Source organism: Brevibacillus formosus, assembly GCF_003013405.1.
In the GTDB taxonomy this organism is placed as follows: Bacteria; Bacillota; Bacilli; order Brevibacillales; family Brevibacillaceae; genus Brevibacillus; species Brevibacillus formosus.
On the sequence record NZ_PXZL01000011.1, the window covers coordinates 56,770 to 81,785 of the forward strand.

The 25,016-nt window shown below is 47.1% G+C and carries 20 protein-coding genes; 13 read left to right on the forward strand and 7 right to left on the reverse strand.

Annotated elements, in window-relative coordinates; translation table 11 throughout:
• Positions 1-9 precede the first annotated feature (9 nt).
• The 7 genes from C7R91_RS11150 to C7R91_RS11180 all read left to right on the forward strand — a co-directional run bounded on the left by C7R91_RS11150 (position 10) and on the right by C7R91_RS11180 (position 9,399).
• Entirely contained in the window at positions 10-1,125 is a 1,116-nt protein-coding gene (locus tag C7R91_RS11150) for a sensor histidine kinase (RefSeq protein WP_047072155.1), read from the forward strand.
• Positions 1,126-1,241: 116 nt separating this feature from the next.
• Positions 1,242-2,180, forward strand: a complete 939-nt coding sequence (locus C7R91_RS11155) for an ABC transporter ATP-binding protein (RefSeq protein ID WP_047072153.1) — start codon at positions 1,242-1,244, stop codon at positions 2,178-2,180.
• Positions 2,181-2,195: 15 nt separating this feature from the next.
• On the forward strand, positions 2,196-3,326 hold the full coding sequence (locus C7R91_RS11160) for an ABC transporter permease (RefSeq protein ID WP_047072152.1): 1,131 nt from the start codon (positions 2,196-2,198) through the stop codon (positions 3,324-3,326).
• The gene (locus C7R91_RS11165; protein WP_047072150.1) at positions 3,323-4,471 is read left to right on the forward strand and encodes an ABC transporter permease; all 1,149 of its coding nucleotides are present in this window, start codon (positions 3,323-3,325) and stop codon (positions 4,469-4,471) included. The genes C7R91_RS11160 and C7R91_RS11165 overlap by 4 nt, the downstream gene beginning before the upstream one ends.
• 58 nt (positions 4,472-4,529) lie before the next feature.
• A complete protein-coding gene (locus C7R91_RS11170) occupies positions 4,530-7,694 on the forward strand; it encodes a hybrid sensor histidine kinase/response regulator (protein WP_106786188.1) in 3,165 nt (1,054 codons plus the stop codon).
• 541 nt (positions 7,695-8,235) lie between these two features.
• Positions 8,236-8,853, forward strand: coding sequence for a TetR/AcrR family transcriptional regulator (locus C7R91_RS11175; protein WP_047072146.1), 618 nt, complete (start codon positions 8,236-8,238; stop codon positions 8,851-8,853).
• Between the two features lie 12 nt (positions 8,854-8,865).
• The gene (locus C7R91_RS11180) at positions 8,866-9,399 is read left to right on the forward strand and encodes a GNAT family N-acetyltransferase (RefSeq protein ID WP_047072144.1); all 534 of its coding nucleotides are present in this window, start codon (positions 8,866-8,868) and stop codon (positions 9,397-9,399) included.
• A 55-nt stretch (positions 9,400-9,454) separates the two neighbouring features.
• On the opposite strand, the gene C7R91_RS11185 is transcribed toward C7R91_RS11180, so the two are convergent.
• The 3 genes from C7R91_RS11185 to C7R91_RS11195 form a co-directional block, all read right to left on the reverse strand.
• Complete coding sequence (locus C7R91_RS11185; RefSeq protein WP_047072142.1) at positions 9,455-11,200, reverse strand: DUF4179 domain-containing protein; 1,746 nt, start codon at positions 11,198-11,200, stop codon at positions 9,455-9,457.
• Complete coding sequence (locus C7R91_RS11190; RefSeq protein WP_047072140.1) at positions 11,197-11,754, reverse strand: RNA polymerase sigma factor; 558 nt, start codon at positions 11,752-11,754, stop codon at positions 11,197-11,199. Before C7R91_RS11190 ends, C7R91_RS11185 begins: the two co-directional genes overlap by 4 nt.
• A 249-nt stretch (positions 11,755-12,003) precedes the next feature.
• Entirely contained in the window at positions 12,004-13,086 is a 1,083-nt protein-coding gene (locus tag C7R91_RS11195) for an SMI1/KNR4 family protein (RefSeq protein ID WP_047072138.1), read from the reverse strand.
• A gap of 32 nt (positions 13,087-13,118) precedes the next feature.
• On the opposite strand from C7R91_RS11195, the gene C7R91_RS11200 reads away from it, so the two are divergent.
• The gene (locus C7R91_RS11200; protein ID WP_047072136.1) at positions 13,119-13,874 is read left to right on the forward strand and encodes a metallophosphoesterase family protein; all 756 of its coding nucleotides are present in this window, start codon (positions 13,119-13,121) and stop codon (positions 13,872-13,874) included.
• 37 nt (positions 13,875-13,911) lie between these two features.
• On the opposite strand, the gene C7R91_RS11205 is transcribed toward C7R91_RS11200, so the two are convergent.
• Together C7R91_RS11205 and C7R91_RS11210 are read right to left on the reverse strand one after the other, a co-directional pair.
• Positions 13,912-15,528: an MDR family MFS transporter gene (locus C7R91_RS11205; RefSeq protein WP_047072134.1), complete on the reverse strand. Its 1,617-nt coding sequence runs from the start codon at positions 15,526-15,528 to the stop codon at positions 13,912-13,914.
• 2 nt (positions 15,529-15,530) lie between these two features.
• Positions 15,531-15,965, reverse strand: coding sequence for a MarR family winged helix-turn-helix transcriptional regulator (locus tag C7R91_RS11210; RefSeq protein WP_047072132.1), 435 nt, complete (start codon positions 15,963-15,965; stop codon positions 15,531-15,533).
• Positions 15,966-16,239: 274 nt separating this feature from the next.
• Between C7R91_RS11210 and C7R91_RS11215 the strand changes: the two genes are divergently transcribed.
• The 3 genes from C7R91_RS11215 (at position 16,240) to C7R91_RS11225 (ending at position 19,254) form a co-directional block, all read left to right on the forward strand.
• On the forward strand, positions 16,240-17,961 hold the full coding sequence (locus tag C7R91_RS11215) for an amidohydrolase (RefSeq protein WP_047072130.1): 1,722 nt from the start codon (positions 16,240-16,242) through the stop codon (positions 17,959-17,961).
• A 125-nt stretch (positions 17,962-18,086) separates the two neighbouring features.
• On the forward strand, positions 18,087-18,797 hold the full coding sequence (locus C7R91_RS11220; protein ID WP_258183139.1) for an MBL fold metallo-hydrolase: 711 nt from the start codon (positions 18,087-18,089) through the stop codon (positions 18,795-18,797).
• Positions 18,778-19,254, forward strand: coding sequence for a GNAT family N-acetyltransferase (locus C7R91_RS11225; RefSeq protein WP_047072128.1), 477 nt, complete (start codon positions 18,778-18,780; stop codon positions 19,252-19,254). Before C7R91_RS11220 ends, C7R91_RS11225 begins: the two co-directional genes overlap by 20 nt.
• 69 nt (positions 19,255-19,323) lie before the next feature.
• Here the strand turns inward: C7R91_RS11225 and C7R91_RS11230 are convergent, their stop codons facing one another.
• Both C7R91_RS11230 and C7R91_RS11235 read right to left on the reverse strand, forming a co-directional pair.
• Entirely contained in the window at positions 19,324-20,031 is a 708-nt protein-coding gene (locus C7R91_RS11230; protein WP_047072127.1) for a response regulator transcription factor, read from the reverse strand.
• Between the two features lie 35 nt (positions 20,032-20,066).
• Entirely contained in the window at positions 20,067-21,230 is a 1,164-nt protein-coding gene (locus C7R91_RS11235) for a sensor histidine kinase (protein ID WP_047072126.1), read from the reverse strand.
• A gap of 228 nt (positions 21,231-21,458) precedes the next feature.
• Here C7R91_RS11235 and C7R91_RS11240 point away from each other — a divergent pair, with 228 nt between their 5' ends.
• Positions 21,459-21,842, forward strand: a complete 384-nt coding sequence (locus tag C7R91_RS11240; RefSeq protein WP_047072125.1) for a MarR family transcriptional regulator — start codon at positions 21,459-21,461, stop codon at positions 21,840-21,842.
• Positions 21,843-21,881: 39 nt separating this feature from the next.
• The gene (locus C7R91_RS11245) at positions 21,882-25,013 is read left to right on the forward strand and encodes an efflux RND transporter permease subunit (RefSeq protein WP_047072124.1); all 3,132 of its coding nucleotides are present in this window, start codon (positions 21,882-21,884) and stop codon (positions 25,011-25,013) included.
• The last annotated feature ends 3 nt before the right edge of the window (positions 25,014-25,016 follow it).

Here is a 25,016-nt window from a genome sequence, read left to right on the forward strand (position 1 = left end):
TCACTACTGATGGAATTATGGACCATGGCTAATAAGGCAGCGGTGCTTGGGTTTGTCATCGTGACTTCTTTTCTGGCCCATCCCACTTCTGAAATGGACCCGTGGCAAATTCTTGTGTACTTGTTGTATTTGGCTATTAATCTCACCATTCTCATTGTGAAAAAGAGGAATCATAAGCAATTATTCATGGGGCTATCCATCGTGTTCGTGGTAGCAAGTACACTTGTGTTAGACCCGTTATTTGTGTTGCTCTTGCCAGTCCACATTTTGGAGCTCGTATATTTGGCCAATAAGCAGAGGGTGGTCGTATTTGGATGTATGCTGTTGCCTTTGTTCATCGCTTTGCCTGAATGGATGCCCATGTATTTACTAACGGCCTTTCTTAGCTTTTTGCTGTATAGGTGTGGCAGCATGCTAACTGATAAGCTCCGCAGATTAGAGGCAGAACGGGAGAAAATGAGAGAGGATTTACATAGCTTGACCCGCTCCTTGAACGAGAGCAGCGAATACTTCCGCCAGTCGACTTATACGATTCAACTGGAGGAGCGCAATCGCCTTTCTCAACAAATTCACGACGATGTAGGGCATGCGGTGGCAGGTGCGCTCATTCAGATGGAAGCGTCGCGACTGCTGATGGCGACTGATCAGGACAAGGCATCCGAGCTGCTCCGCAATGCGATCGCAATATCGAAGGAAGGGCTGGAGCGAATCAGAGTGACACTCAAGGATGTGAAGCCACGGCCGGAGGAGCTGGGAATCAATCGACTCCGGTTGTTTGTCGATGAGCTGTCTGCGAGAGAGACAGTGACAGCCACGCTTACTTTTGACGGGGATATCGACGTCATTACACCGATTCAGTGGAAAATCATTCAGCAAAATGCAACGGAAGCGGTCACGAATGCACTCAAATATGCGAAGGCAACAGTGATTTCTCTAGAGGTACGGGTGCTGAATACATTCATTAAAGCAGTGGTCACAGACAATGGGGCCGGTGCAGAAAAGGTTGTAAAAGGGCTGGGCATTCTCGGAATGGAGGAGAGAGCCGCTTCCGCTGGTGGAACAGTGATAGTAGACGGTACGCGAGGCTTTAGCGTGACCACTCTGCTGCCTTATCGCAACGAATGAAAAAGATCATGAGAAACAACATGAGAATTCTCATACCGGGGGATGAACTTATGCACTGACATAAGGGCATCCTTTTTTATTACAATGCAGACATAGCTACGAAGGGAGTGAGTTATGTGAGTCATGTATTGGAAATTCGTCAGTTAACGAAAAAATTCGGTGATTTCGTCGCCGTCGACAATATGTCTCTGAATGTGCGTGAAGGAGAAATCTTTGGTTTCCTGGGGGCCAACGGAGCGGGAAAGAGCACGACCATCAACATGATCGCCTCCCTGTTGCGCGTGACAAAGGGCGAGATTACCCTGCTGGGAAAAAACATTGAGAAGCACAGCAAATTCGCCAAGATGAACATCGGTATCGTCCCACAAGATATTGCGATCTACGAGGATATGACTGCCTATGAAAACGTGAGGTTTTTTGCTGGCTTGTATGGACTGCGTGGACCACTGCTTCGCGAACGGACGGAAGAGGCGCTTGAATTCGTAGGTCTCGGTGACAAAGCTACTAGCTTTCCCAAAAACTTCTCTGGCGGGATGAAGCGTCGGTTAAACATCGCTTGCGCTATTGCCCATCGGCCGAAGCTGATCATCATGGACGAACCTACTGTCGGAATTGATCCTCATTCACGCAATTATATTTTGAATTCGGTGCGCAAGCTCAACGACATGGGCTGCACGATCATATATACGAGCCATTACATGGAGGAAGTCGAAGAAATCTGCACCCGCATTGCTATCGTCGATCATGGAAAAGTCATCGCAGAAGGAACGAAGGAGCAATTAAAAGCGATTATTACCGACGCAAAGGAAATTTGGATTGGCGTCAGAGCAGATGAACCATTAAATCTCGAAGCTCTAAAGGCGATTGCTGGTGTGAATGCGGTGCTACAAGAAGAGAATACGATCAAAATCGTGTCTAAAACGGAGATCAACAACCTGAACCAGATCATTCAACAATTAATCAAGGATCAGGTAGAAATCCGCTCCGTTGAAGAGCAAGCGCCGAATCTGGAGACGGTGTTCTTGACCTTAACCGGTCGAAACTTGCGAGACTAGAGGAGGGGCTTTGCCATGAACATATGGAATATCGCTGTAAAAGAAATCAAGTCCAGTCTTCGCGAAAAGAGAACGTTTATGTTTATGTTGGCACTTCCCATCATCCTGATGCTGATATTGGGTACTGCTCTATCCAATGTATTCGATGAAACGAGGACTGTGGATGACATGCGCCTATTGTATAAAAGCAACTGGACGAACGCGCAAGTATCGACGGGGTGGAACGCTTTTATAGAAGCTATCGGAAAAAATGGAGTCGAGGTCGTTGAAGCGGAATCAGGCATAGACGGGCATGAGGAAGTAAGAGCGAATCGCTATACGGGGTATGCAGTTGTCGGTGATGAAGGGATTGAGTTTTATGGAAGCAGTGAGAATGCGATCGGAAGCAATATCCTTGCCGGGATGTTAACCGTTTTTGCCGATCGCTACTCGCTCGCATCCGCAGCTTTTCAGGTAGACCCAGAGACTGCTGCGGCTACTCTTTCAGCTACCGGACAAAACAATGAATTTATTCGTGAAACGACCTTGAATTCGAATAAAAAACCAGGCTCCATCGACTATTACGCGATGGCAATGACCACGATGATCGGGCTCTACGCGATGTTCAATGCCAGTTATTTATTCAGCAGAGAGCGAACGAACAAAACGGCCATTCGTTTAATGGCAGCACCTGTAAGCAAAGGTGCCATTTTTACCGGAAAAGTGATCGGTTGTACGGTGATCAACCTGTTTTTCGTACTAGCCGTGTTCTTATTCAGCAAATTCGTGTTCAAAGCGGATTGGGGCAGCCATTACGGGATGGTTATCCTGGTGCTTTTGACAGAGGTACTGCTTGCGGTCAGTTTGGGCCTCGGTATTAGCTTTCTTTTCAAAGGCGAAGGGGTAAGGGCAATCAACAATATTTTTACGCAAGTCGCCTCCTTTGCAGGAGGTGCCTATTTTCCGATTGATCAATCGGATGGCTTCTTCAGCCTCCTGTCCAATCTTTCTCCCCTTCACTGGGTAAATACAGGTCTGCTGCAAATGATCTACACAGACAATCCGACAGGCGCATGGTTTGCGATTGCGATGAATGTGAGCATTGCCATGGCGTTTATCATCTTTTCTGTTATCACGATGCGTAGAAGGGAGGGTGCTTTTGTATGAGTGAAATGCTATGGCTAATTCGGAAAACGCTGATGGAGACGTTTCGCAGCAAAAAAAGCTGGTTTACCTATTTGGGTTTGCCGATCGCAGGGGTTCTGCTGTCTCTTACCATGTACAGCAATGCAGGCAGCGGCACGATCCATGTAGGAATCATCAATCAGGATGGGGACCAGGTGATCACGCAGGATTCGATCCGGTTTATCGAGAGATTGAATCATGTTGAGGTCACAGTTGTCGACGAACAGACGATGCGTGAACAGATCGTTTCTGGTGAACTGGATAGCGGAATTGTTTTCGAGCCAGGATATGCTGCTAGTGTTAGGGAAGGGGCGCCAGCGCACTTGAATATTGTCTCCGTAAAGGGTGAGCAGGTTACTGCCTATGTGAAGGCCATGCTGCACAGTTATATCGGCAATCTTGCCGCGATTGGAAAAGCGGTACAGGCGGATGAGGCAAAGTTCACGAAGCTGTATGCGGCATACCACGAGCAAAGCTACAAGCTCAGTACGGTAGCGCTTCAAAACAACTCAAACGTGGCGCGCATGACGAATCAATCGATTGGATTCCTTATTATGTTCATGATGTTTTCAGCGGTGGACATGTCAGAGATCATTTTAAAAGAAAAAGGGAATCGCACCTTTTTACGACTCCTTTCCTCGCCGATGTCGGCCAGATCCTATGTATTCTCGAATATTATCGTCAGCATGTTTATTTTACTGCTGCAAATCATCGTGACCTTGCTCGTCATGAAAAACGTCTTCGGTATAGATGCAGGCGTCCCGTATAGCCAAATGATTCTGCCGTTGTTCGTGTTCGCGCTGGGGGCAATCGCACTCTCTCTGATGACCGTTGCCTTTGCGAAGAGTAGAGCAGGTGCCGGAGCGATTTCCAATCTGATTATTGTACCGACGTGCCTCCTGGCTGGCTGCTTCTTCCCCATGGAAATCATGCCGGTCACTGTGCGCAATATTTCTGCGTTCTTGCCCCAGCATTGGTTGCTCGATACGGTGAATAAGCTTCAACAAGGGTACAGTCTGGGGAGCTTGTATTTGAACATAGCTATTTTGCTCGCATTCGCTACGGTTTTTGCTTTGATCGCCATTTATCGGTTTGGGCGAAATAACGATAGTAGACAGTTTGTGTGAGAAAAATAGGACTGTGGAACTGCAATTTGACAAGGGATAATCCGAAATGTGTCGAAAGATGCATACTATGATAAAGCGAAGCAACCATAATCGGAGTCATTCAAAAGCACTCATAAGTAAGTATCTTTTGATTCTTCTCTTGTTTTTAGCATTTCTGCTAGGGCTTCGGATGTTCTGGTTTTCGTTTCATGCGTTTCCAGAGCATCCGCCTGTGGTTCAAGGGGTTCTTGATATGCGCGGGTGGGATTTTGAAAATTCTCCGTCCATTTCACTGGATGGGGAGTGGGAGTTTTTTCCTGGTTCTTTCATCACGCATGAAGATTTCAAGCAATCATCGCATGACGAACGTCAATACCTTCAAGTGCCTGGCAATTGGAGCAGCGCTTTTTCCAGGGACTCTCCGTCACCGTATGGCTATGGAACATACCGTTTACGGATCTTGGTCGATCAACCGCTAAATCAGCCATACACCTTATGGGTTCCGCAAGTGGAGGCATCTTCTACCGTAGAGGTTAACGGAGAGATATTAGCCAGAATAGGAGTACCTGCGACAACAGCGGAAGAGTACACACCGCAGAAGGCATCCTTCACGGTTACGTACATTGCAGGGGATGCAAAGGTCATTGAAGTGCTTGTCCGAACTGCCAACTTCCATAATCCAATCGAAGGAGGCATCGTCAGATCGATTTACTTCGGGTCGCAGGCAGCTATTGACACCGAACGCTGGTATTCCATTGGCTTCCAGATGGCAACTTTCCTCATCTTGTTGCTTCATGGCTTGTATGCCGGCATCCTGTATATATTTAATGCCCGTCACAAAGAGTTTCTCGTATTCCTGCTACTGCTTTCCTGTGTAGGGATAAAGACGGTGTCTGATTTTGACAACCTGCTGTTGCTTTGGCTCCCGCTTGATTATACATGGTCGACCAAGGTGGAAGTGCTCGCCTACATATGGCAGCCTTTGCTGATGATCGTATTGGTGAGAAGCCTGACGGAACAGGGGGAGAAAGAATATACAAAACCGTTCAGCGCGTACCTTTCCATGCTCAGTCTTTATTCGGCAGTCATCGTACTGGGAACAGCACAATGGGTGTATATATTAGCTGGAACGCCATTTTTAGTCATTATTTATTTCGGCCCATTGCTATTGTTTATTTTCAGAATCAGCCGCATGCTCATGCAAAACAAGCATGACGCTGTATTTTTGCTTATTGCTGCAACAAGTATTTTTTCCAATGTCATATGGTCCGCAGTCATGGAATATCAAATCATCGATATCAAGTACGTGTTTTATCCGCTCGATATGATTGCTGCTCTTGTCAGCTTTTCTGCCTATTGGTTTAAGCTATTCTTTCGCAATGCAGAGGAAAAGGTCAAGCTAACGGAGCAATTGAAAGAAGCGGACAAGCTCAAAGACCAGTTTCTCGCCCATACCTCGCACGAACTGAGAACGCCCTTGCACGGCATCATGAATATTGCCCAGACTGTCGTCAACAATGAAAAGCATGTCATGGGTGGTCGCAGCACGCAGGATATGGAGCTCTTAATCACGATCAGCCGCAGAATGTCGCATCTACTGGATGATTTGCTAGATGTCGTACGTTTGCAGGACAAGCATATCGTGTTGCAGAAGAAGCCATTGCATATTCAATCGGTTGTTTCCGGAATCATCGGCATGCTCACTTACATGGTAGAAGGCAAGCCTGTTCAACTGAAAATGGACATACCAGAGTCCATCCCGCCAATCTTGGCAGATGAGAAGCGGCTAGTCCAGATTTTATTCAATCTGGTTCACAATGCACTGAAGTTCACGGAAGAAGGATCTGTCGTCGTTTCTGCTGAGATCGTAGACGAACAGCTGGCGATCTATGTATCCGATACAGGAATCGGGATGGATGCGCATACCAAGTCACGTATATTTTTGCCATATGAGCAGGGAGCTCAAGCAACGAACGGTGGTGGAGGAATCGGCCTCGGTCTTGCTATTTGTACACAGCTGGTCGAGCTGCATGATAGCGAGCTGAGAGTCGACTCTGAACCGGGCAAAGGTTCGGTATTTAGCTTCTCGCTGCCCATGGTTAGTACAGATGAGATGGAAGCAGCAGAGAGCCAATATGCGGAGCAGATAGATAAGGGCAATCAAGTGACGGCTATCAACCAGATGAGGCATAGTGAAGCGCCAGATATCTTGGCTTTTCAGCAAACGGCTGCACATGCGTTTGTAGAAAGAAAGGCGAAAATATTAGCGATCGATGACGACCCGGTTAACTTAAGGGTGCTGGATCGAATGCTCTCATCCTCGCATTATCAAATCACTACGTGCACATCGCCAAGAGACGCGCTCGATCTGCTTTTTACAGAGCAGTGGGATTTGCTTATCATCGATGTCATGATGCCCCATATGTCGGGCTATGAGCTGACGCAAAGGGTTAGGGAGCATTTCTCTGTTTCAGAGCTTCCGATTTTGCTCTTAACTGCGCGCAGCCAGTCTCAGGATGTATACACCGGGTATTTGTCTGGTGCGAATGACTATGTATGCAAACCAGTCGATGGCATGGAGCTGAAATATCGCGTCTGGTCGTTGACGACACTCAAGCAAACCGTCGATGAACAACTTCGTATGGAGGCTGCCTACTTGCAGGCGCAGATTCACCCGCACTTCTTGTTCAACACACTTAGCTCGATCATGGCATTGAGTGACATTGATACGGAGAAGATGCGTAAACTCGGGGATGCGTTTACCGCCTTCTTGCATATCAGCTTTGACTTTTTGAATACAGGAAAACAAGTTGCACTCTCCCATGAGCTGGAGCTCGTCCAAGCCTATCTTTACATTGAAAAGGAACGATTTGGCGAGCGGTTACAGATCGTGTGGGAGGTTGAGCCTGGTATCGATCTTCTCATCCCGCCACTGACCATTCAGCCGTTGGTGGAGAATGCTATCCATCATGGTCTTCTTACCCGAATAGAAGGGGGAACTCTCCATATCCGCATCGTCCGGCAAAAGAATGCCACCCTTTTTGAGGTGAAGGATGACGGTGTCGGAATGGAGGAGGAGACTGTGCGGCAAATTCTTGATTTGTCTAAGAAGGAGAGAGGCGGAATCGGAGTGTCCAACACGAATCGGAGACTGACGCAAATGTATGGGAAGGGCTTGTCTATCACGAGCAAGCAAGGCGAAGGAACAACGGTTTCCTTTGTCATACCGGATCGGACAAAATAGAGCAAGGTTGTCGTTGAAGCACCCTGGATCACGGTTATTGGTGAAGCAGGGTGCTTTTTCCTCGTTTTCTATACCTCTGAACGCCGTTTACCCTCCTCTACATTCATAGGAACGGCAAGTGTAACAGTCATATTCGCCATAGCGATTACCATAGATGGAACATCTGGCACAATAGTAACAACAAGAAGCCCCACTCGGATTATTCGGATTCAGCTCTTCACATTCATCTCGAAGGCGATTGTCCAGGTCTCGACCACGATCCTGATAAGGTCCATAGTGTACCAAACGTCCGTTGACTTTCTTGAAGCCCTTCGATTTTTTTCTTTTCAAGAATTCCCCACCCTTTCATGACAATCTAACACAGAATATGCCCCAGGTTTTTCATTGACTGGACATGCGACTACTATATTGAAAAGTTGGGAGGAAAAGCGCAGTACATATCATGAGGAGTTGAAAAACGACATTTGTGTCGTTTATAATGAATGCACTGATAAAAACGACATAAGTGTATATTTTGTAAAAGGAGGTTGGCCCAAGCCCCATGGCCCCAAAAGTAAGCGACGAATACAAAACCAAAAAGAAAATCGAACTGCTGCAAGCGGCAAAACGTGTGTTTATCACAAAAGGCTATACACGAGCCACTATGCAAGACGTCATGGACGAGGCTGGTGTATCGCGGGGGGCCTTGTACGCCTACTTTGATAACCTGGAGCACTTATATTTGGAGCTGCTGCAATTCGAGGATCAACAGGATGCACAGTTTTTCACACCAATTGCTGGCGAAACATCTTGGCAGCAAATCACCAAATGGCTCTATAAACAGCAGAGCGAGATCGAGAAAATCGAACAGACACTGTCCCAAGCCAACTCAGAATTTTTCCTGTCGCTGAAGGATCAGCAAAAGCAACAGAGCTATCCATACATCACGACCCGCTATGAAAAAATGGTGGATGTGTTGACAGCTTTCTTCGCGCATGGGACAACGATAGGTGAGTTCAAGCCACAGCTACCACCCGAGGCGATCGCTCGCTATTTCATCTCGGTTATCGATGGATTGATGCTGGATACCGCACATTTGGGCCCAGAGAAAACGAAGGTGTCCGAGCAGATGGAAGCACTGTTGTTTTCATTGAGAGCGATGCTGAGACCGACTCAATAAGGAGGGGTACGAATGTTGTTTCAATCAGAGAGAATTTATTTGAGAAAAATGACGGGTGAGGACGTGGACGTCTACCACACGTGGAGAAATGACGTAGAAGTCATGCGGACAACGAATCCGTCTATGGACGTCTATACGTGGGAAGATACCAACGGGTTTGTGAATCAGGTGATTCTGCATGCAAGCTCATCGAAGAGCTACATGATCGTAGACAGCCAAACCAATCGGCCGATCGGGATTACCTCCCTCATCCAAATTGACCTGAAAAACCGCAATGCGGAGTGCATCATCGATATTGGGGAGAAGGAGTATTGGGGAAAGGGGTATGGGCGAGAAGCGCTGAAGCTGCTGCTGGATTATGCATTTTTGGAAATGAATCTGCATCGTGTATCGCTACGGGTCTTTTCCTTTAACGAAAAGGCGATCAGGTTGTATGAGAGGCTCGGATTTAAGCAGGAGGGGATCTCGCGGCAGTTTTTGTTTCGAGAGGGAAAATGGCATGATATCGTCCACATGGGGATTTTGCAGCAGGAATATATCACTTGAAAAAGAGGCTGGCGGTACGATGGGTACCACCAGCCTTTTTGCGTATGAAGAGCTCTTATTTTCCGGAGTAAATCGGCACTTCCCACTCTACATTTTTGTGTTCAACCATTCGTTTGTCGGAAGAAATGATCAATTGCTTTGGCAGGGTTGTGAGGTTTTCCAAGAAAACCATACCTCCAAAAATCGCCCGTTCATTTTCATACTCAGTCTTATCGATTAAGTACTCGATGTCTTCGTACTTTTTCCCGGTCTCGTCTGTAATGGTCCAGTATTGATAGGGACCCATAGCAGCAGCATCTGGAGAGAGAGTTGCCTCAAATGCCAGGTGGTAGCCTTCCAATTTTGTGGCAGTTCCATCGTCGTTCATGCGGTAATGGCCGTCATAGCCTTCAACATCAACGACCGCGTTTGGATCCTTTTGATATTTTTTGAAAGTAAACTGATCTCCCTGTTCTTCCGCTGTGATGACTTCTTTCTTTTCGAGGCGATTGGTGTCCAATTTCGCGTTAAGCTTAGCGGATTCCTCTGTATATACAGACCCAAGCTTGAAGGTGAGATTTTGGCTTTCGTCGATTGGATAGAAGTAATGGAAGTCTCTTGCTCCACTTTCGGTGGATTGGGTATGATCCCATTTCACATCATTGATCAAATTGTTTCGTTTGCTGGCTTCATGAATAATCGAAGTCGAATCCCAAGCAGCTACCACTTTGCCCTTTTCGTCTACCAGCTCATAGCTGTATGCGTTTTTCTCGCTAGGAGCAAGAGTTCGATCAATGACCATCTCCACTCCGCTTGGCGCAAACGTAATCTGTTTGACGTTCAGCTTGAGTCCTTGCGGGGTCGTGTAGGCTTTGTTAATTTCATGCGTCTTCATCGCAGCTTTTGCTTTTTTCATATCTACAGGTACGGACAGCTTCCAATTCCCCTTGATGTCGTCTAATTGCTTGATGTTAAACTCTACGATCAGCTCGTCTGGAACTTTGCTTATATCATCAAAATAGCTTCGCAGCTCGCGATCCAAGTTCATGACACCTTGTTCGGCATACATGGAAACGTGCCAAGGCTTGTTGGGGTATTGAGCATTTTTTTCCTCAGACGGTGTAAGGATGTTCCCTTGTTTGTCTTTAATGGTGATAAGAGGCTCTCTGTTAGATCTCCTCACCATTTCCGACATAAAGCTGTCTAATGGCTTGCCGTTCTTGTCATTTAAAGAAGCTGCTATGCTAATACGCAACGGGTCAGCGACCACTTCATGCACGGTAAAAGTGAGGCCTTGATCGGTCGCACTTACATTAACGGACTGAGCAAACCCATTCTTGGCTGCTTGAGCAATTCCTTTGTCCGCTATTTGTTGCAAAAAGCTATTGCTCACAGGTGCTACAGGATCAGCTTTGCCAATCGGGCTGTTCGTAAAAGCAGCATGGACATAACTAGCAAAGGTCGGGGAGACGAGCATTCCTCCCGATACAACGACGGTTAATGCAGCGGCGGCAATCGTCATTCTTTTCATGATCGTGATACTCCTTTGTTTCCACGCAGGTGGTTGGTGTGAAGGGATAGCAGGGTTCAATACTCTCACAGGATGAGGGGAGAGCATTTGAATAATCTTTTGATCCATATTTGCTGAGAGGGAGTCTTCCCACATCGTTTCTTCTGTTTGGTGCAGCTCATCGATCCATTGCTCCAGCTGGTACTGACAGTGTGTGCAATGATCGAGATGACTTTCGACATTTCGTTTGTTCATTGGTGTTAAACGATCTTCCATGTAGGCGATCAGCTGTCTTTGCGTAAGGCAATTCAAAATGGGTTGCCCCCTTTTTTCTTCGGCTTGCTTAGCTGGTCTCGAAGCTTTTTCCTGGCATAAGAGAGACGCATTCTCACGGTATCCACAGACAAAGATAGTTTATTGCCGATCTCTCGGTAGCTTAGGTGCTGGAGATAATGCAGATCGAGGATCGTCCTGTAGTCCTTGCCCAGTGCCATCAGCTGTTGTCGAAGCGCCTGTTGCTGTTCTTTTACCAGATAATCTTCCTCCGGGATCGGACACTCGTCTTTGACCTCGACATCCATCTCCATTACGGAAGGCATCCGCTTTCGCTTTCGCAGCTCGTCAATTCCGCGATTGATCGCGATACGATACAGCCAGGCAGAGAAGGAGTGGTTGGGTTTATAATCTGGCAGACTGTAGTACGCCTTGATAAAAACCTCCTGCACCATGTCTTCGGCATCATGAGCATGGTGGAGCGTGCGCTGGAGAATCGAAGCGATTTTTCCCTTGTATTTATTGACGATCAGAGCATAAGCCTCTTTATTTCCTTGAAGAACCTCCGCAATGACCTCTCGATCGTCCTGCATGTTTGTTACCTCCTTGCAAAAAAGGTGCTGCGCAGCTTTCCTTTTTGTGAAAAACGTCTCGACGTTTTTCATGAAATGTAATCTGACCGCTTGGGTCAACCAAAACGGACGAAACCGTTTTGGTGTTCATTACTATAGACGATGAGGAGGGGGGACCCCTCTCAAACTTTTTTATAAAAAAAGAAAAGGGCATAGGAAGAGGATGCCTTTCTTCGTTTGATAGAAGGGCATCCTCTTTAAAAAACCTTTTTACCGCGAAATCCGATAAACCTCTCCACTTAATCGTCCACGGATTTTATAAACATCACCGACGGAAACAACTAGGTCCTTCACACCTTTGATCAAAATTTCTTGATCTAGTCCTTCAACATACAAGGGAAAGCAATTTCCACCGATATCGTGTGTAAACAGCCTGTTTACACGCCCGATGACCTCGTGCAAGGAGCGCTCTCCAACATGCGTAACAGATGGTTCTGTGCGTTTATCCACTTGGGTCACTACCAAAACACTATATGATAGATGTTCCATGTAGAGGGAGACAACAATGTGATCGTTGACCTTGGTATGCTCGGAATATCCCCCCGCATGTATGAAATCACCCGGGCAAAAATATTCAAACTGAAACAAAAAGTCGTTGTTCAGCTTGCGTACGTGTAAATCCCTAACATTTCCGCCCAGCTTCACATCGGTAATGACACAGTCGAATTTGTCGTTATGTTCCAAGTAGGCCGATCTTCGGGCCACCTGCTGATTGAGCCATTTCAGATAATACTCTGCAAACGAATCACTGACGAAACGAGTCCCCTGTCCACTCGCTGTATCAATGTAGTACAGCTTGCCGCTAAGCTCACCTGATACAATCATGACAATAAAGTACCCGCATCCATCGTTATGCAGAGTAATAGTACCGTGAAGAGCCTCTATAATCATGTGATCATATGCTTCGTCTATGATCGTATCGTCTTCTGTATCATCTTCCGAATCGTCAAAGTCATCATCAAAACAGCTGTTGCATTTTTCTAGGGAAAAGGGGAGACTCATATATTCTAAGCCTACTGTTTGTCGTAAGCTTTCTTCCAAGCTTTCCTTTGCATGCGACAAAGACAAGGGGAACTGTTTGGCATGTTTCCCGCCATTTCCGATATGGAGCAGGAAATCTTTGTAGTCTTGCGGTAATACTATGTGAGCTGAAGCTTCGAACTGTTCGATTTGTTCCAACGTCAATCGCTCATTCAAAACATACGGACAATTTCCGTCATAGAGGCTGTGGTATTGATCCAGCATTTCTTCGACCTTTGTAATAAACGCGCTTTTAGAGACGGTATCTTTCATCCTGTCTAACACCTCAATCGTAAAGGAGTAATATGACCTTGAGCCAAAACAGCTATTCCATCGCGGTGATCTCTGACGTACACAGCAATGCTTATGCTTTAGAAGCTGTTCTGCACGACATTGATTCCCGCGGAATTGAAACCATTGTAAATTTAGGCGACACCTTATTTGGACCGCTTGATCCGGTCAAGACAGCAGAGCTCTTGATGGAGCGGACTGGAATTGTACACATCATGGGTAATTGTGACAGATATTTACTGCAAGAGCAAATGGAGTCCATCACTTTCGAATATGTGAAACCATTGCTTACACCGGAAATGCTCAGCTGGATCGAGTCATTCCAAAAGCAATGGACGAAAGATGATCTCTTGTTTTGTCACGGGACGCCTTTTGTAGATGATATGTATTTATTGGAGAATGTGGCTCCATACGGGATTGACGAGAAAAGCCCAAACGCCTTGATGATCGAGTTGACAGGCATCCAGCAAAAAGTCATTTTTTGCGGACACTCTCATGTGCCCAAATCCGTATGGCTCCCAGATGGCAAGCTCGTGGTAAACCCGGGAAGTGTTGGGCTGCCAGCGTATTTTGAGGAAGCGCCGTACCCGCATTCCATGGAATCGAAGACGCCACATGCCAAGTACGTCACGGTAAAACCACAGGGTGGCTCGTGGCTTATAGAGCATGTATTGGTTCCGTATGATTTCGAGAAGGCAGCGAGAAGAGCGGAAGAAAACGGGCGCAGAGACTATGCGTATGCGATCCGAACGGGAAGAGCAGAGCTGTAAAAAAAGGAAGAGGACAAACGCCTCTTCCTTTCCCTTTTTACGCCTTTCCTGCTTCGCCCTCCGGCTTCTGTCCCATCTTCCCACTACGCAGAGGAATTTCCTTCAGGAACAGCGCGATGATGACAGCGATACCTGCTACAATCGCCCCAGTCAAAAACGTAGTCGTGATCCCATAGCTCATCGCTTCCCGGATCATATCCAGCATGTGAGTGAACAGTGGCTGTAAATCCGGTGGCAAACTAGCCAGCGTGGCTTCAATTTTCGGCTGATCCAACAAATTTTGCGGATTCATAAAGAGCGACAGCTTCTCTGCGAGAGCAGGATCGGCTGCTGCGGGATTGTTCCCCTGACCCATGGCTCCCGACAGTTGCGTCATTTTCGCAGACATGCTGGCACTCATGACGGTTCCCATGACAGCAATTCCAATGGTCCCGCCGAGGTTGCGGAAAAGCTGCGACGTTGCTGTAGCGACACCCAATTGCTGCGGTGCGACTGCATTTTGTACCGTCAAGGAGAAGACTGGCATCGCAATCCCGATCCCCAAACCGAGAATGATCATGTAGATCACGAGCAAGTAAATCGGTGTGGCTGGCGACATGAAATACATCAGTACCATACCCAAGGTCATGACGAGAAGTCCACCCAGCGCCATCTTTTTATATTTTCCCGTCTTGGTCATGATTTGTCCGGCGAGTGCGGAGGTCGCGAGCATGGCGATCGACATCGGCATCGCGACATAACCGGCCATCGTCGGAGAGATGCCTTTGACCCCTTGGACAAAGAACGGAACATAAATGATAGCGCCCATCATCCCCGCATTGAGGAAGAATCCGACCAGATTGGAGATAGTAAAAATACCGTTTTTGAACAAGCCCAGCGGAAGCACGGGAGTCTTTACTTTCCTCTCAATCATAATAAACACGATCAACGCAACGATTGTGGCTGCAAACAACCCAATAATTTGCCACGAGCCCCAAGCGTGTTTGCCCGGACCATTACCTGCCCATGAGAAGGCGAGCAGCATCGGTACGATGGTGAGGGTCAGGAACAGCGAGCCGAAGTAGTCGACAGACTCTCCTTCTTGCTTCGGTACTTTTGGGAAATGAATCATGATCAACAGAAAGGCAATCACGCCAATCGGCAAGAAGATCCAGAACACCCAATGCCAGTCGAGATGGTCGACGATATAGCCGCCCATCAGAGGACCAAGCACACTGGATACGCCGAAGACGGCACTCATGATTCCGCCCCATTTTGCGCGTTCGCGAGGTTCGTACAGATCACCCATGGCAGTAAAAGCAGTGGACATAATGATCCCGGCACCCGCCCCTTGTATGCCACGATACGTAATCAGTTGAAAAATATCGGTAGAAAACCCGGATAACAAGGCTCCGATACTAAACAACGCGATACCCGTCAAAATAAACGGTTTTCTTCCATATATATCAGATAGCTTCCCAACCAGCACGGAAGCGACAGTTGAGGTCAGCAAATAAATCGTAATCGCCCACGAATAGTAATCCATGCCACCGAGCTTCGAGATAATGCGCGGCATGGCAACACCAATAATGGTCTGGTTGATCGCGGCGAAGAACATGGCCGTAATAATCGCGATCATAATCGTCACTTTCTTTTTCTCTGTCAGCTGTTGCAATCTTAATGCTCCTCTCTTTGTTGATCTATATTCTTCAGAACCTGGTGATAGATGCGGACTAAGTGTTGCTTGTCTTCATCAGATACGCCTGCAAAAAACTGTTCAATGGTGCTCCTCACCACGGCTTTGTATTGCCGAAGGATATCTTTTCCTTGATCGGTTATGTCCAGTTGCACTACGCGGCGATCCTTACTGTCACGATTTCTCGTGGCATAGCCGCAAGCAATCAATTTATCAGCGAGACTCGTAACGGCTCCGGGGGTAATATTCATACGTTCTGCAATAGAAGATGCCTTCTGCGGGCCGCTCATATCTAGGATTCGCAAAAGCATCGCTTGTGATCCTGATACGAGTGGGTCCAAGCGCTTGTGGGACTCGGTCGAAACTTTTCGTTGGAGTTGTATATAAAGTTCTTCAAAATTGACTTGGCTTTGCATCGTACCCTCTCCTATTTTTATTGCTTAATTATATATGATGTTAAATGTTTACCCACTAAAACATTTACGAGTATACATCGATTTATGAAAGTGAGTCAAATTAACCTTTTTCCAATTTGACCAATTTAGGTGGTCATTATGTGATCGATTTCGTTATCAATCGGCAAAAAATGCTATTTTCCGACCTTATTTCATGGAATTTTCAGAGTTGCGATGCTACAATCAGTTTTGGCATTCTTTTCATCTTAGATAAATAGATAGGTGGGATCTTAACGTGTTTGGGAAAAAATTAACCAGCGCATTGCTCGCCACAGCGCTGATGTGCCCGATGTCGGCTTTTGCCGCCCAAGAGACAAAACAGCCAGCAGATGTCGTGTTAACTAACGGCGCGGTCTACACAGTGGACAATAAGAACAGCTGGGCAGAGGCCGTGGCCATTCGCGGTGATGAAATTGTCTTTGTCGGCGCAGATGAATATGCGAAAGCACACATCGGCAAGGATACGAAAGTAATCGATCTGAAAGGCCAAATGGTGTTGCCGGGCTTTATCGACAGCCATACGCATGCGAGCAAAACGACGGGACTCATTTTCTCCATTGATTTGTTTGACGGAGGCTCAGTCGAGGAATACGTTGCGACCATCGAGAAATTCGTAAAAGAGCATCCAAACGAACCAGCATTGCAAGGACGCGGCTGGAGCAATCCGGTAGTGCCTGGTATCGGTCCGCGCAAGGAAGTATTGGATAAAATCGTACCAACGACTCCAATCGCGCTGACCTCCGATGACGGACATTCTTTGTGGGTGAACTCGGCAGCATTGAAGCTGGCCGGAATCACGAAGGACACGCCTAACCCTGAGGGCGGCATTATCGAGCGCGATCCGAAAACAAAAGAACCATCTGGAACGTTGCGTGAAAGTGCAATGAATCTGGTGCTGTCAAAAATCGGCGGATACACCGTCCAGCAATACAAGTCCGGAATTGAAGCCTACCAAGAAAAAGCGGTTGAACGCGGTGTAACTACGGTGCGAGACCCAGATATGCTGCGCTATCCGAACGTATTGGAAGCGTACGAGGAGCTCGCGAAAGAGGACAAGCTGACCATCCGCTTCCGCAATGCGTTGACAGCGAATCCGGAAAAAGGTCCTGAGCAGATCGCAGAATTCGTAAAAATCCGTGAGCGCAATCAACATCCGCTATTCCAAGTCAACGCCGTCAAAATCTTTTTGGATGGAGTCGTAGAAGGCGCCACAGCTTACTTGGAAAAGCCGTATGTACATAAGGAGACAAACGGAGAATTAATCTGGAAGCAAGAGGTTTACAACCAAACAGCTGCCGCAGTAGATAAAGCAGGCTTCCAATTGCACGTCCATTCCATCGGGGACGCTTCTACCCGTATAGCACTGGACGGTATGGAGTTCGCTGAAAAACAAAATGGCAAGCATGATGCTCGCCACTCGCTCGTTCACCTGCAACTGGTCAATGAAACAGACATCGAGCGCTTCAAGAAGCTTGGTGCAGTCGGAATCGTGCAGCCGTTCTGGTTTATGCAGGAAGAGGGCTACTACGATGAGATCGAAGTACCGTACTTGGGCCGCGAACGCGCAGAAAAAGAATACCCGATGAAGAGCTTCCTAAAAAAAGGGGTGCATGTAGCTTCTTCGTCTGACTACATCGTAACGCCAGAATTCAATCCATTGCACGGCATTCAACAAGGCATTACTCGAATCGAGGAGGGGGTAACCGATCCGAGCAAAATTGCCAACCCAGACGAGCGCGCGACGCTTGCGGAAATGATCGCCAGCTTCACGATTGATGGTGCTTACGCCAACCACGTAGATGACATCACAGGCTCCATCGAAGTCGGCAAGAAGGCAGATCTCATCGTGCTCGATAAAAACTTGTTTAAAATTCCGGCCACTCAAATCAAGGATGCGAAAGTCGTGTTGACCTTGGTTGAAGGGAAGGAAGTCTATCGTCAGAAGGAAGCAAAGTAAGTGTGGAAAAATGGTCGTCCATTGCGATGATCATTTTTTTGTGTGCAAACGGGTAGATTGGGAAAGGATTCTTGTCTGCCTTTGAGGAATCATTCATACGATTCAGATTCAAGCAAATGCTGGAGGTGTCCGATTTGACCCAAACAGAAGGAATCAAAACAATCAAGCTGGAGATGAACGCAGGAGGTAATCCATTCGTCGTCCACACCGCAGTGCTATGGGATGACAATGAAGCCATTCTTGTGGATACAGGCATCCCCGGACAATTGGAGCTGATTCAAAACGTACTGGCGCAAGAAGCGATTCCTTTTGAAAAATTGACGAAAATCATCATTACTCATCAAGACCGGGATCATATCGGCAGCTTGCCAGAAATCGTAGCAGCAGCGGAAGGAAGCGTACAGGTGGTTGCTCACGAGGCAGCGATTCCGTATCTGGCTGGAGTAACACCCCTGCTCAAAAGCGGTCTACTGGCTCCTCCGGTAAAAGTCGATCATGCCGTACAGGATGGTGATGTTCTCCCATACTGTGGCGGTATCCAGGTGATTTATACGCCCGGTCATTCTCCTGATCACATCTCTTTGTATCATATTCCGAGCAAGACACTGATTTCTGGAGACGCCCTCACAGCACAAGATGGGGTACTGATGCCTTTCAACCCCGAATTCACGCCAGATCAAACGACGGCTCTGCAATCGATCCGCAAACTGCTCGAGTTCGACATAGAGATTGTGATTGCCTATCATGGTGGTGTTTGTACAGAGGGTATCAAGCAACGTCTAGCGGATATCGTAGCAAAGGAGGGCATGGATTCAGATGAACATCCGCAGAGGTAAAGGACAAGAAGCAAGCGAACTGAGCGAGCTAGCCTATCGCTCCAAAGCTTATTGGGGATACAGCGACGAATTCATGGATGCCTGTCGCGACGACCTGACGCTATCACCTGCCTATATCGAGACGCAGGAAGTATATGTGTTAGAGGATGAGGGCAGCATCAAAGGCTTCATGAGTTTGGAAAAGGATGCAGAGCAAGAGCAGTGGTTTTTAGGCTTTTTGTTCATGGAACCGGAGGCAGTTGGAAAAGGTTACGGAAAGGCTCTGTGGCAGCATATGGTGGACGTGGCACAAAAGCTGGATATCCCAGTCATCACCATCCACAGCGACCCGTACGCAGAACCGTTTTACTTATCGAGAGGGGCAAAGCGAGTAGGAGAAATCGCCTCTACCGTGTTCCCAGGAAGAAAGTTGCCGTTGTTGGAAGTGGAGCTCGAAAAGGCTCGTAGTATGGAATAGCTATTCTCTTCCAATCAGCATCAACGCTCAAGCATGGTTTAGATGCTTGGGCTTTTTTCGTTTCCTTCCTTATTTTACGATTTTATACCGGATCGCCTTGGCAACTGCCTGTGTACGATCCTCTACGCCCATTTTCTGCAAAATCCGATGGATATGCGTCTTGACGGTTCCCCCTGAGATGAGCAAGTGCTGCGCAATTTGATCGTTCCGTTTGCCGTAGGATAGCTGCTCAAGTACGTCCCGCTCTCGATCGGTCAACTGATCAAACATGACAAGAGGTGGAAGCGCAGAGTCAAAGTCAGCATCGGAGTCAGACTCGTCACTCTTTTGTTGAGACTGTAGAACCTCCGCTAGAGCCTTGGCAGCTGTAGCCGTGTAGAACAGTGCCTCTCCCTGATGTGCCCTGCGAATGAGGTCCAACATATCCTGTGAATCGGAATCCTTTAGCATATAGCCGACAGCACCTGCGCGAATACCGTCTACGATGTAATCGTACGTGTCAAATGTTGTGAGGATTAATACTTTTATCGAAGGATGGAGTCGAGTGATTTCTCGTGTTGCATCGATTCCTGACATATTCGGCATTTGTACATCCATTAAGACGACATCAGGAATGATTTCTCCTACGATCTGCACGGCTTCTTCTCCATTGGAAGCCTCCCCGCTTACTTCCATATCCTTCTGCATTTTGATGACATACCCCAATCCTTGACGGATCATCGTTTGGTCATCGACCAGGACCACACGAATGGTCTCTTTTTTGTTGTGATTTTCCATGCTGGCATTCCTCCGTATAAATCGGTATTTGCTTATCAAAGCGGAAAGCTGATGTCGATCTGAAAGCCGTGGGGCTCTCGAATGGAATAGGAAAGGTCTCCGTTTAATTGCTTAGTTTGTTCTGCGATACCTGTTAAACCGGAGCCCAGCTTGATTTGATGATGATTCGTCATATTCCCATTGTCCCAAATTGTAAGAAATAGGTAGTTTTGCTTTTTTTCAATCGTGATGAAAATCTCTGTTGCATCAGAATGGCGTATGGAATTGGTAATAGCCTCTTGGAGAATCCGGTAAAGCGTAATGGTCATCTGCTGAGAGAGAGGAATGTCTGGATTGGGACTGATCAGCTGCATTTTGATGTCGGTATGCTGTTGAGCTCGTGATAAGAGTATACGCAGCGGTGTGATCCCCAGAGAGGATTTGTCTGCAGCCAATGTATGTACAGACGAGCGGATATCATCGAGGCTTTGCTTGGATACGGCAAGCATGTCTCGGACAACCTCCTGTGCGTCACTCGGTCCGCTTTGCAGCATGTATTTCAAAGCATTCAATTGAACGATTAGCGATGTGAGACTGTGTCCCAAGGCGTCGTGAACATCGCGGGCGATTCTGGTTCTCTCCTCGAGGACAGCGGCACGAAGTGTATTCACAGAGGCTTCTTGAAGTTCAGAATGAGCTTCCTGGAGTTCAACATGCGCCTCTTGCAATTGTTTCAAATGCTGCTGACTCGATTCCTTTGCTTGATTTTGAAGAGATAATCCTCGTGCGCCGATATACCATCCGATATAGGCCACGACATAGCCTATTACCTCCTCAAACATAAAGTCTTTATAAAAGTACATGTAAGAAAAGGAGCATGTGCCAAAAAAAATTGCATAGTACAATCCTCGGCGTTCAAGAATGTGAAATCCGATAAAAGCTACCAATGGCAAGGATAGACCGATCTCTTCCCCTACATAAAGAACCTTTATAAATGACACGGTACCAATAATGATAACGGCGATGTCTTTTTGATAAGGCTTCCAGTTCTTTTTGGGTCTGAGAAACATCAGCAGGAAGCAGAAGATGATGAGCAGAGAGATGATAAACGGAATGATTGGTTCATGCAAGTAAGCAGTTGGAATGAGAAAAAATGAGATCAATACAAAAAAACAAATGAGCAGGAAACGGGGGCGTAATGATGCCGTTGAAGCGTTCAAGAAGACAACCTCCTTTCTTGGAATACGTACCCATTATAGTTTCATTTTAGCATGCGCTGTCGTCTATCTCCGGGTGTACGGTCTTCTATCTCTGGATAGATAAAATCGAATTCCACAATTTGACTATCCGATAGACTTCGGGGACGAATCGTATAAGTACAATGTGATCTGTGGAGGGGAACGCCCCGAACGATAGTCCGAAAAATAGACAATGGGTAGGAGGCTTTTATGAACGAACTGTTTCAGTTAGCGAAGATTCTACGTGAAACGAGCACCGTATTTTCCACACTTTCCATGCAAGCATTGGATTCAAGTGATATCACCTGGCAACAAGTTCTCATTCTGGAGCAAATCGCGATCAGCCCGAAAACAATGGGAGAAATCAGCAAGGCGATTGATCTTTCCTATAGTACGACCTCAGGCTTAATCAGTCGGCTGGAACAGATGAACTTGGTGCGCAGATTTCGTGACAGTTCGGATCGGAGAATTGTATGGGCAGCATTGACGGAACGTGTACCTGCGAATATGAATCTGCAAGAGGGGATTGGTTGTATGCCAGCAACCCTCGATTCTTTACGCGAGCTTATTTTAGAAAAGGAAATACTGAGTTGATCCAATGGAACTTTCTATCCGCGAAGAGGTGAGAAAATTTTGAATATATCCGAGCTGTCCATTAAACGTCCGGTCACCATGATTATGATATCCGTGGCCATCTTCATTTTTGGTTTGGTTACCTTTCCGCGCTTGGCTATTGAATTGATGCCATCGCTGACTTCTCCGGTTGCCGTAGTTGTTACCTCTGTTGAGGGGGCGGCTCCAGCTGAGGTAGAAAAGCTTGTTACCAAACCGATCGAAAATGCACTAGGCACGGTTCCGAATTTAGACAAGATCACATCAACCTCTGTTAACGGCTCCTCCTCGGTCATCCTCCATTTCAAGTGGGGAACAGACATGGATCAAGCCACGCTGAATATGCGAGATAAAGTGGATTTTGTCCGAGGGAGCTTGCCTGAATCAGCTGGTTCACCAAGGGTGTTGAAATTTGATCCGACAAGCCAGCCAATAATTGATCTGGCTGTAACTGGCGATCAAGATGTCAACAAACTGAAAAAAATCGCGGATGATGTAATTAAGGCCCGCTTGGAACGAATTAACGGTGTTGCTTCTGTCACTGTCACTGGCGGGCAAGAGCGAATTGTCGATATCATCGTGGACCCAGCCAAACTGGCCGCCTATGGATTGACATTGGATCAAATAAAGGCAGCACTAGAAAACAGCAATGTATCCGGATCAGCTGGTGCGATACGGGAAGGGGACGCAAAGACCAGTATTCGCGTGCAAGGAGAATTCACCAATGTGGATACCATAGCACTCACTCCAATCTCTGTCGGTGGGAGCTTCATCCGATTGAGTGATATTGCCAACGTAACAGACACGGTCAAAGAAGTGACCGAGCTGAGCTACATTGATGGAAAGCCGAGCTTGGGAATTGCTGTGATGAAAGGCACCGGCGGCAATACAATCAAAATCGCAAAAGACGTAAGGGCTGAGCTGGAGAAGATTAATAGCACGCTCCCAGCAAATGTAGAAACAAGTATCGTTTTCGATACCTCTACATATATCCAGAGTTCCGTTGACAACACGGTAGTACATGCTCTTGCAGGTGGTGCTATTGGCGTACTCATGCTGTACTTCTTCTTGGGCAGTCTGTCGTCTATGCTTATTGCGGTTATTGTCCTGCCTGTATCGATCATATCGACCTTCCTCTTGATGTATATGACAGGTCAAACAATCAACCTGATTTCCCTGGCTGGTCTCACGCTCGGATTGGGATCATTAGTGGACTTCGCGGTTGTTATGCTGGAAAACATTTTCCGTCAGCGGGAACAAGGCAAGGGTATGATGGAAGCCGCATTGGTCGGTTCCAAAGAAGTAGGAACCGCGGTGATGGCATCCGCATTGGCACAAATTTGCGTATTCTTACCGATTGCGCTGACAGAGGGTATTGTTGCTGAGCTTTTCGCACCATTAGCATTGACGGTCGTTTTCTCACACATCGCCGCACTCGTTTTCACTTTCTTGCTGGTTCCGATGATGAGTGCTCGCATGTTAAAAACTGTACCGGAGCATACAAATCATGAAAACTATCGCGGCTTCAATCCCCTAATCTGGTTTAATATCGGATTCCATAAAGTGGAGAAGGGTTATCAAAGAGTACTCAAATGGGCATTGGGTCATCGGAAAACGGTGATTGGATCTGCTTTTGCCATGTTGATTGGCTCATTGATGCTAGTTCCCACCCTCGGAGCAGGGTTTTTCCCAGATATGGACCAAGGATTAATCCAGGTAGAGATCAAGCTGCCAAAGGGTACTGTCTTGACGGAAACAGAAAAAGTAATGAAGCAAGTAGAAGAAGTGGTCAATCAAGTGCCAGAAAAGAAATTGGTCAAGTCCTCGGTCGGGGGTGGCGACGGTATTTCAGAGAGCGGTGCATCTACTTCTCATAACGCAACGATCGAACTGCATGTAGGAGAGATTTCTACGAGACAGCGATCGACAGAGGAAATTGCTGTGAGCCTGCAAGAGCAAGTCAAGCATATTGCAGGAGCAGATATCAAGGTGAAATCCCTTTCCGGTGGTATGGGGGGCGGAGCTGCCATCTCGATTGAAATTCGCGGAGATGATCTGGACGTCTTAACGGAACTGAGCGAGATTGTGAAGGGAGAAATAGCCAAGGTACCGGGAACGATGAACGTATCCACCAGTGTTCAGGAAATGAGTCAGGAGTTCGATGTGAAGGTCAATACAGAGAAGGCGAGCTTGTACGGATTGACAACAAATGAAATCCTTTCTGCTGTGCGAACTTCGTTCCAAGGTCAAACGGTTACTCAGTATCGTACGGGCGAAGATGAAATTGATATCAATCTCAAGCTGCCAAAAGACTATAAGGAAGATATCAATTACTTGAAGAACCTGCGCATTTCTACGCCAACGGGTGCCCAAATTAGCCTTACTTCCGTGGCGACCATTAGCAAAGTCGACGTACCCCCATCGATTGAGCGCAAAAACATGACGCGCGAAGTGACGGTCACAAGCGATTTGATCGGGGATAACCTGCAAGCGGCCGCGACGGAGGTTACGAATATCATCAATAAGCTGAATGTTCCGGACGGATACACCATCGAAATGGGCGGGCAGAGCGAGGATATGGGAAATTCTTTTGTGAATCTGGGTCTCGCGATTATCTTGTCCGTCGTGCTTGTGTACATGGTCATGGCTGCTCAGTTTGAATCACTTTTCAGTCCATTTATTATCATGTTCTCGGTTCCTCCGAGCCTTACTGGGGTCATATTGGGGCTTTTGTTTACAGGAACACCTATTACCGTATCTGTTTTGATCGGGTACATTTTGCTGATCGGTCTGGTCGTGAACAATGCGATTGTGTTAATCGATTTGATCAATCAGTTGCGTGCAAAGGGTTGGGAATTACATGAAGCGATTTTACATGCGGGGCCTGCTCGTCTGCGCCCGATTTTGATGACAACCCTCACGACGATTATGGCCATTGCTCCACTCTCTGTTGCTGCTGGTTCTGGTTTAGAACTGCAAGCGCCAATGGCTACGACCGTCATGTATGGTCTGATCTTCTCCACCATGATCACGCTGATACTCGTACCAGTGGTTACCGTATGGTTTGACGAGATGGGACAAAAGAGACGCAACAAGCGTAAGCAAAAGCAGGAAAAGAAAGGCCTTACCACTTTGGAATCGACAAATGCATGAGAA

What these genes read in the sequence shown, in the direction of transcription:
- C7R91_RS11150 (WP_047072155.1), top strand. Translation starts at nt 10, where the DNA reads ATGGAATTATGGACCATGGCTAATAAGGCAGCGGTGCTTGGGTTTGTC.
- C7R91_RS11160 (WP_047072152.1), top strand. Translation starts at nt 2,196, where the DNA reads ATGAACATATGGAATATCGCTGTAAAAGAAATCAAGTCCAGTCTTCGC.
- C7R91_RS11165 (WP_047072150.1), top strand. Translation starts at nt 3,323, where the DNA reads ATGAGTGAAATGCTATGGCTAATTCGGAAAACGCTGATGGAGACGTTT.
- C7R91_RS11170 (WP_106786188.1), top strand. Translation starts at nt 4,530, where the DNA reads ATGCATACTATGATAAAGCGAAGCAACCATAATCGGAGTCATTCAAAA.
- C7R91_RS11175 (WP_047072146.1), top strand. Translation starts at nt 8,236, where the DNA reads ATGGCCCCAAAAGTAAGCGACGAATACAAAACCAAAAAGAAAATCGAA.
- C7R91_RS11180 (WP_047072144.1), top strand. Translation starts at nt 8,866, where the DNA reads ATGTTGTTTCAATCAGAGAGAATTTATTTGAGAAAAATGACGGGTGAG.
- C7R91_RS11190 (WP_047072140.1), bottom strand. Translation starts at nt 11,754, where the DNA reads ATGCAGGACGATCGAGAGGTCATTGCGGAGGTTCTTCAAGGAAATAAA.
- C7R91_RS11195 (WP_047072138.1), bottom strand. Translation starts at nt 13,086, where the DNA reads ATGAAAGATACCGTCTCTAAAAGCGCGTTTATTACAAAGGTCGAAGAA.
- C7R91_RS11200 (WP_047072136.1), top strand. Translation starts at nt 13,119, where the DNA reads ATGACCTTGAGCCAAAACAGCTATTCCATCGCGGTGATCTCTGACGTA.
- C7R91_RS11210 (WP_047072132.1), bottom strand. Translation starts at nt 15,965, where the DNA reads ATGCAAAGCCAAGTCAATTTTGAAGAACTTTATATACAACTCCAACGA.
- C7R91_RS11225 (WP_047072128.1), top strand. Translation starts at nt 18,778, where the DNA reads ATGAACATCCGCAGAGGTAAAGGACAAGAAGCAAGCGAACTGAGCGAG.
- C7R91_RS11230 (WP_047072127.1), bottom strand. Translation starts at nt 20,031, where the DNA reads ATGGAAAATCACAACAAAAAAGAGACCATTCGTGTGGTCCTGGTCGAT.
- C7R91_RS11240 (WP_047072125.1), top strand. Translation starts at nt 21,459, where the DNA reads ATGAACGAACTGTTTCAGTTAGCGAAGATTCTACGTGAAACGAGCACC.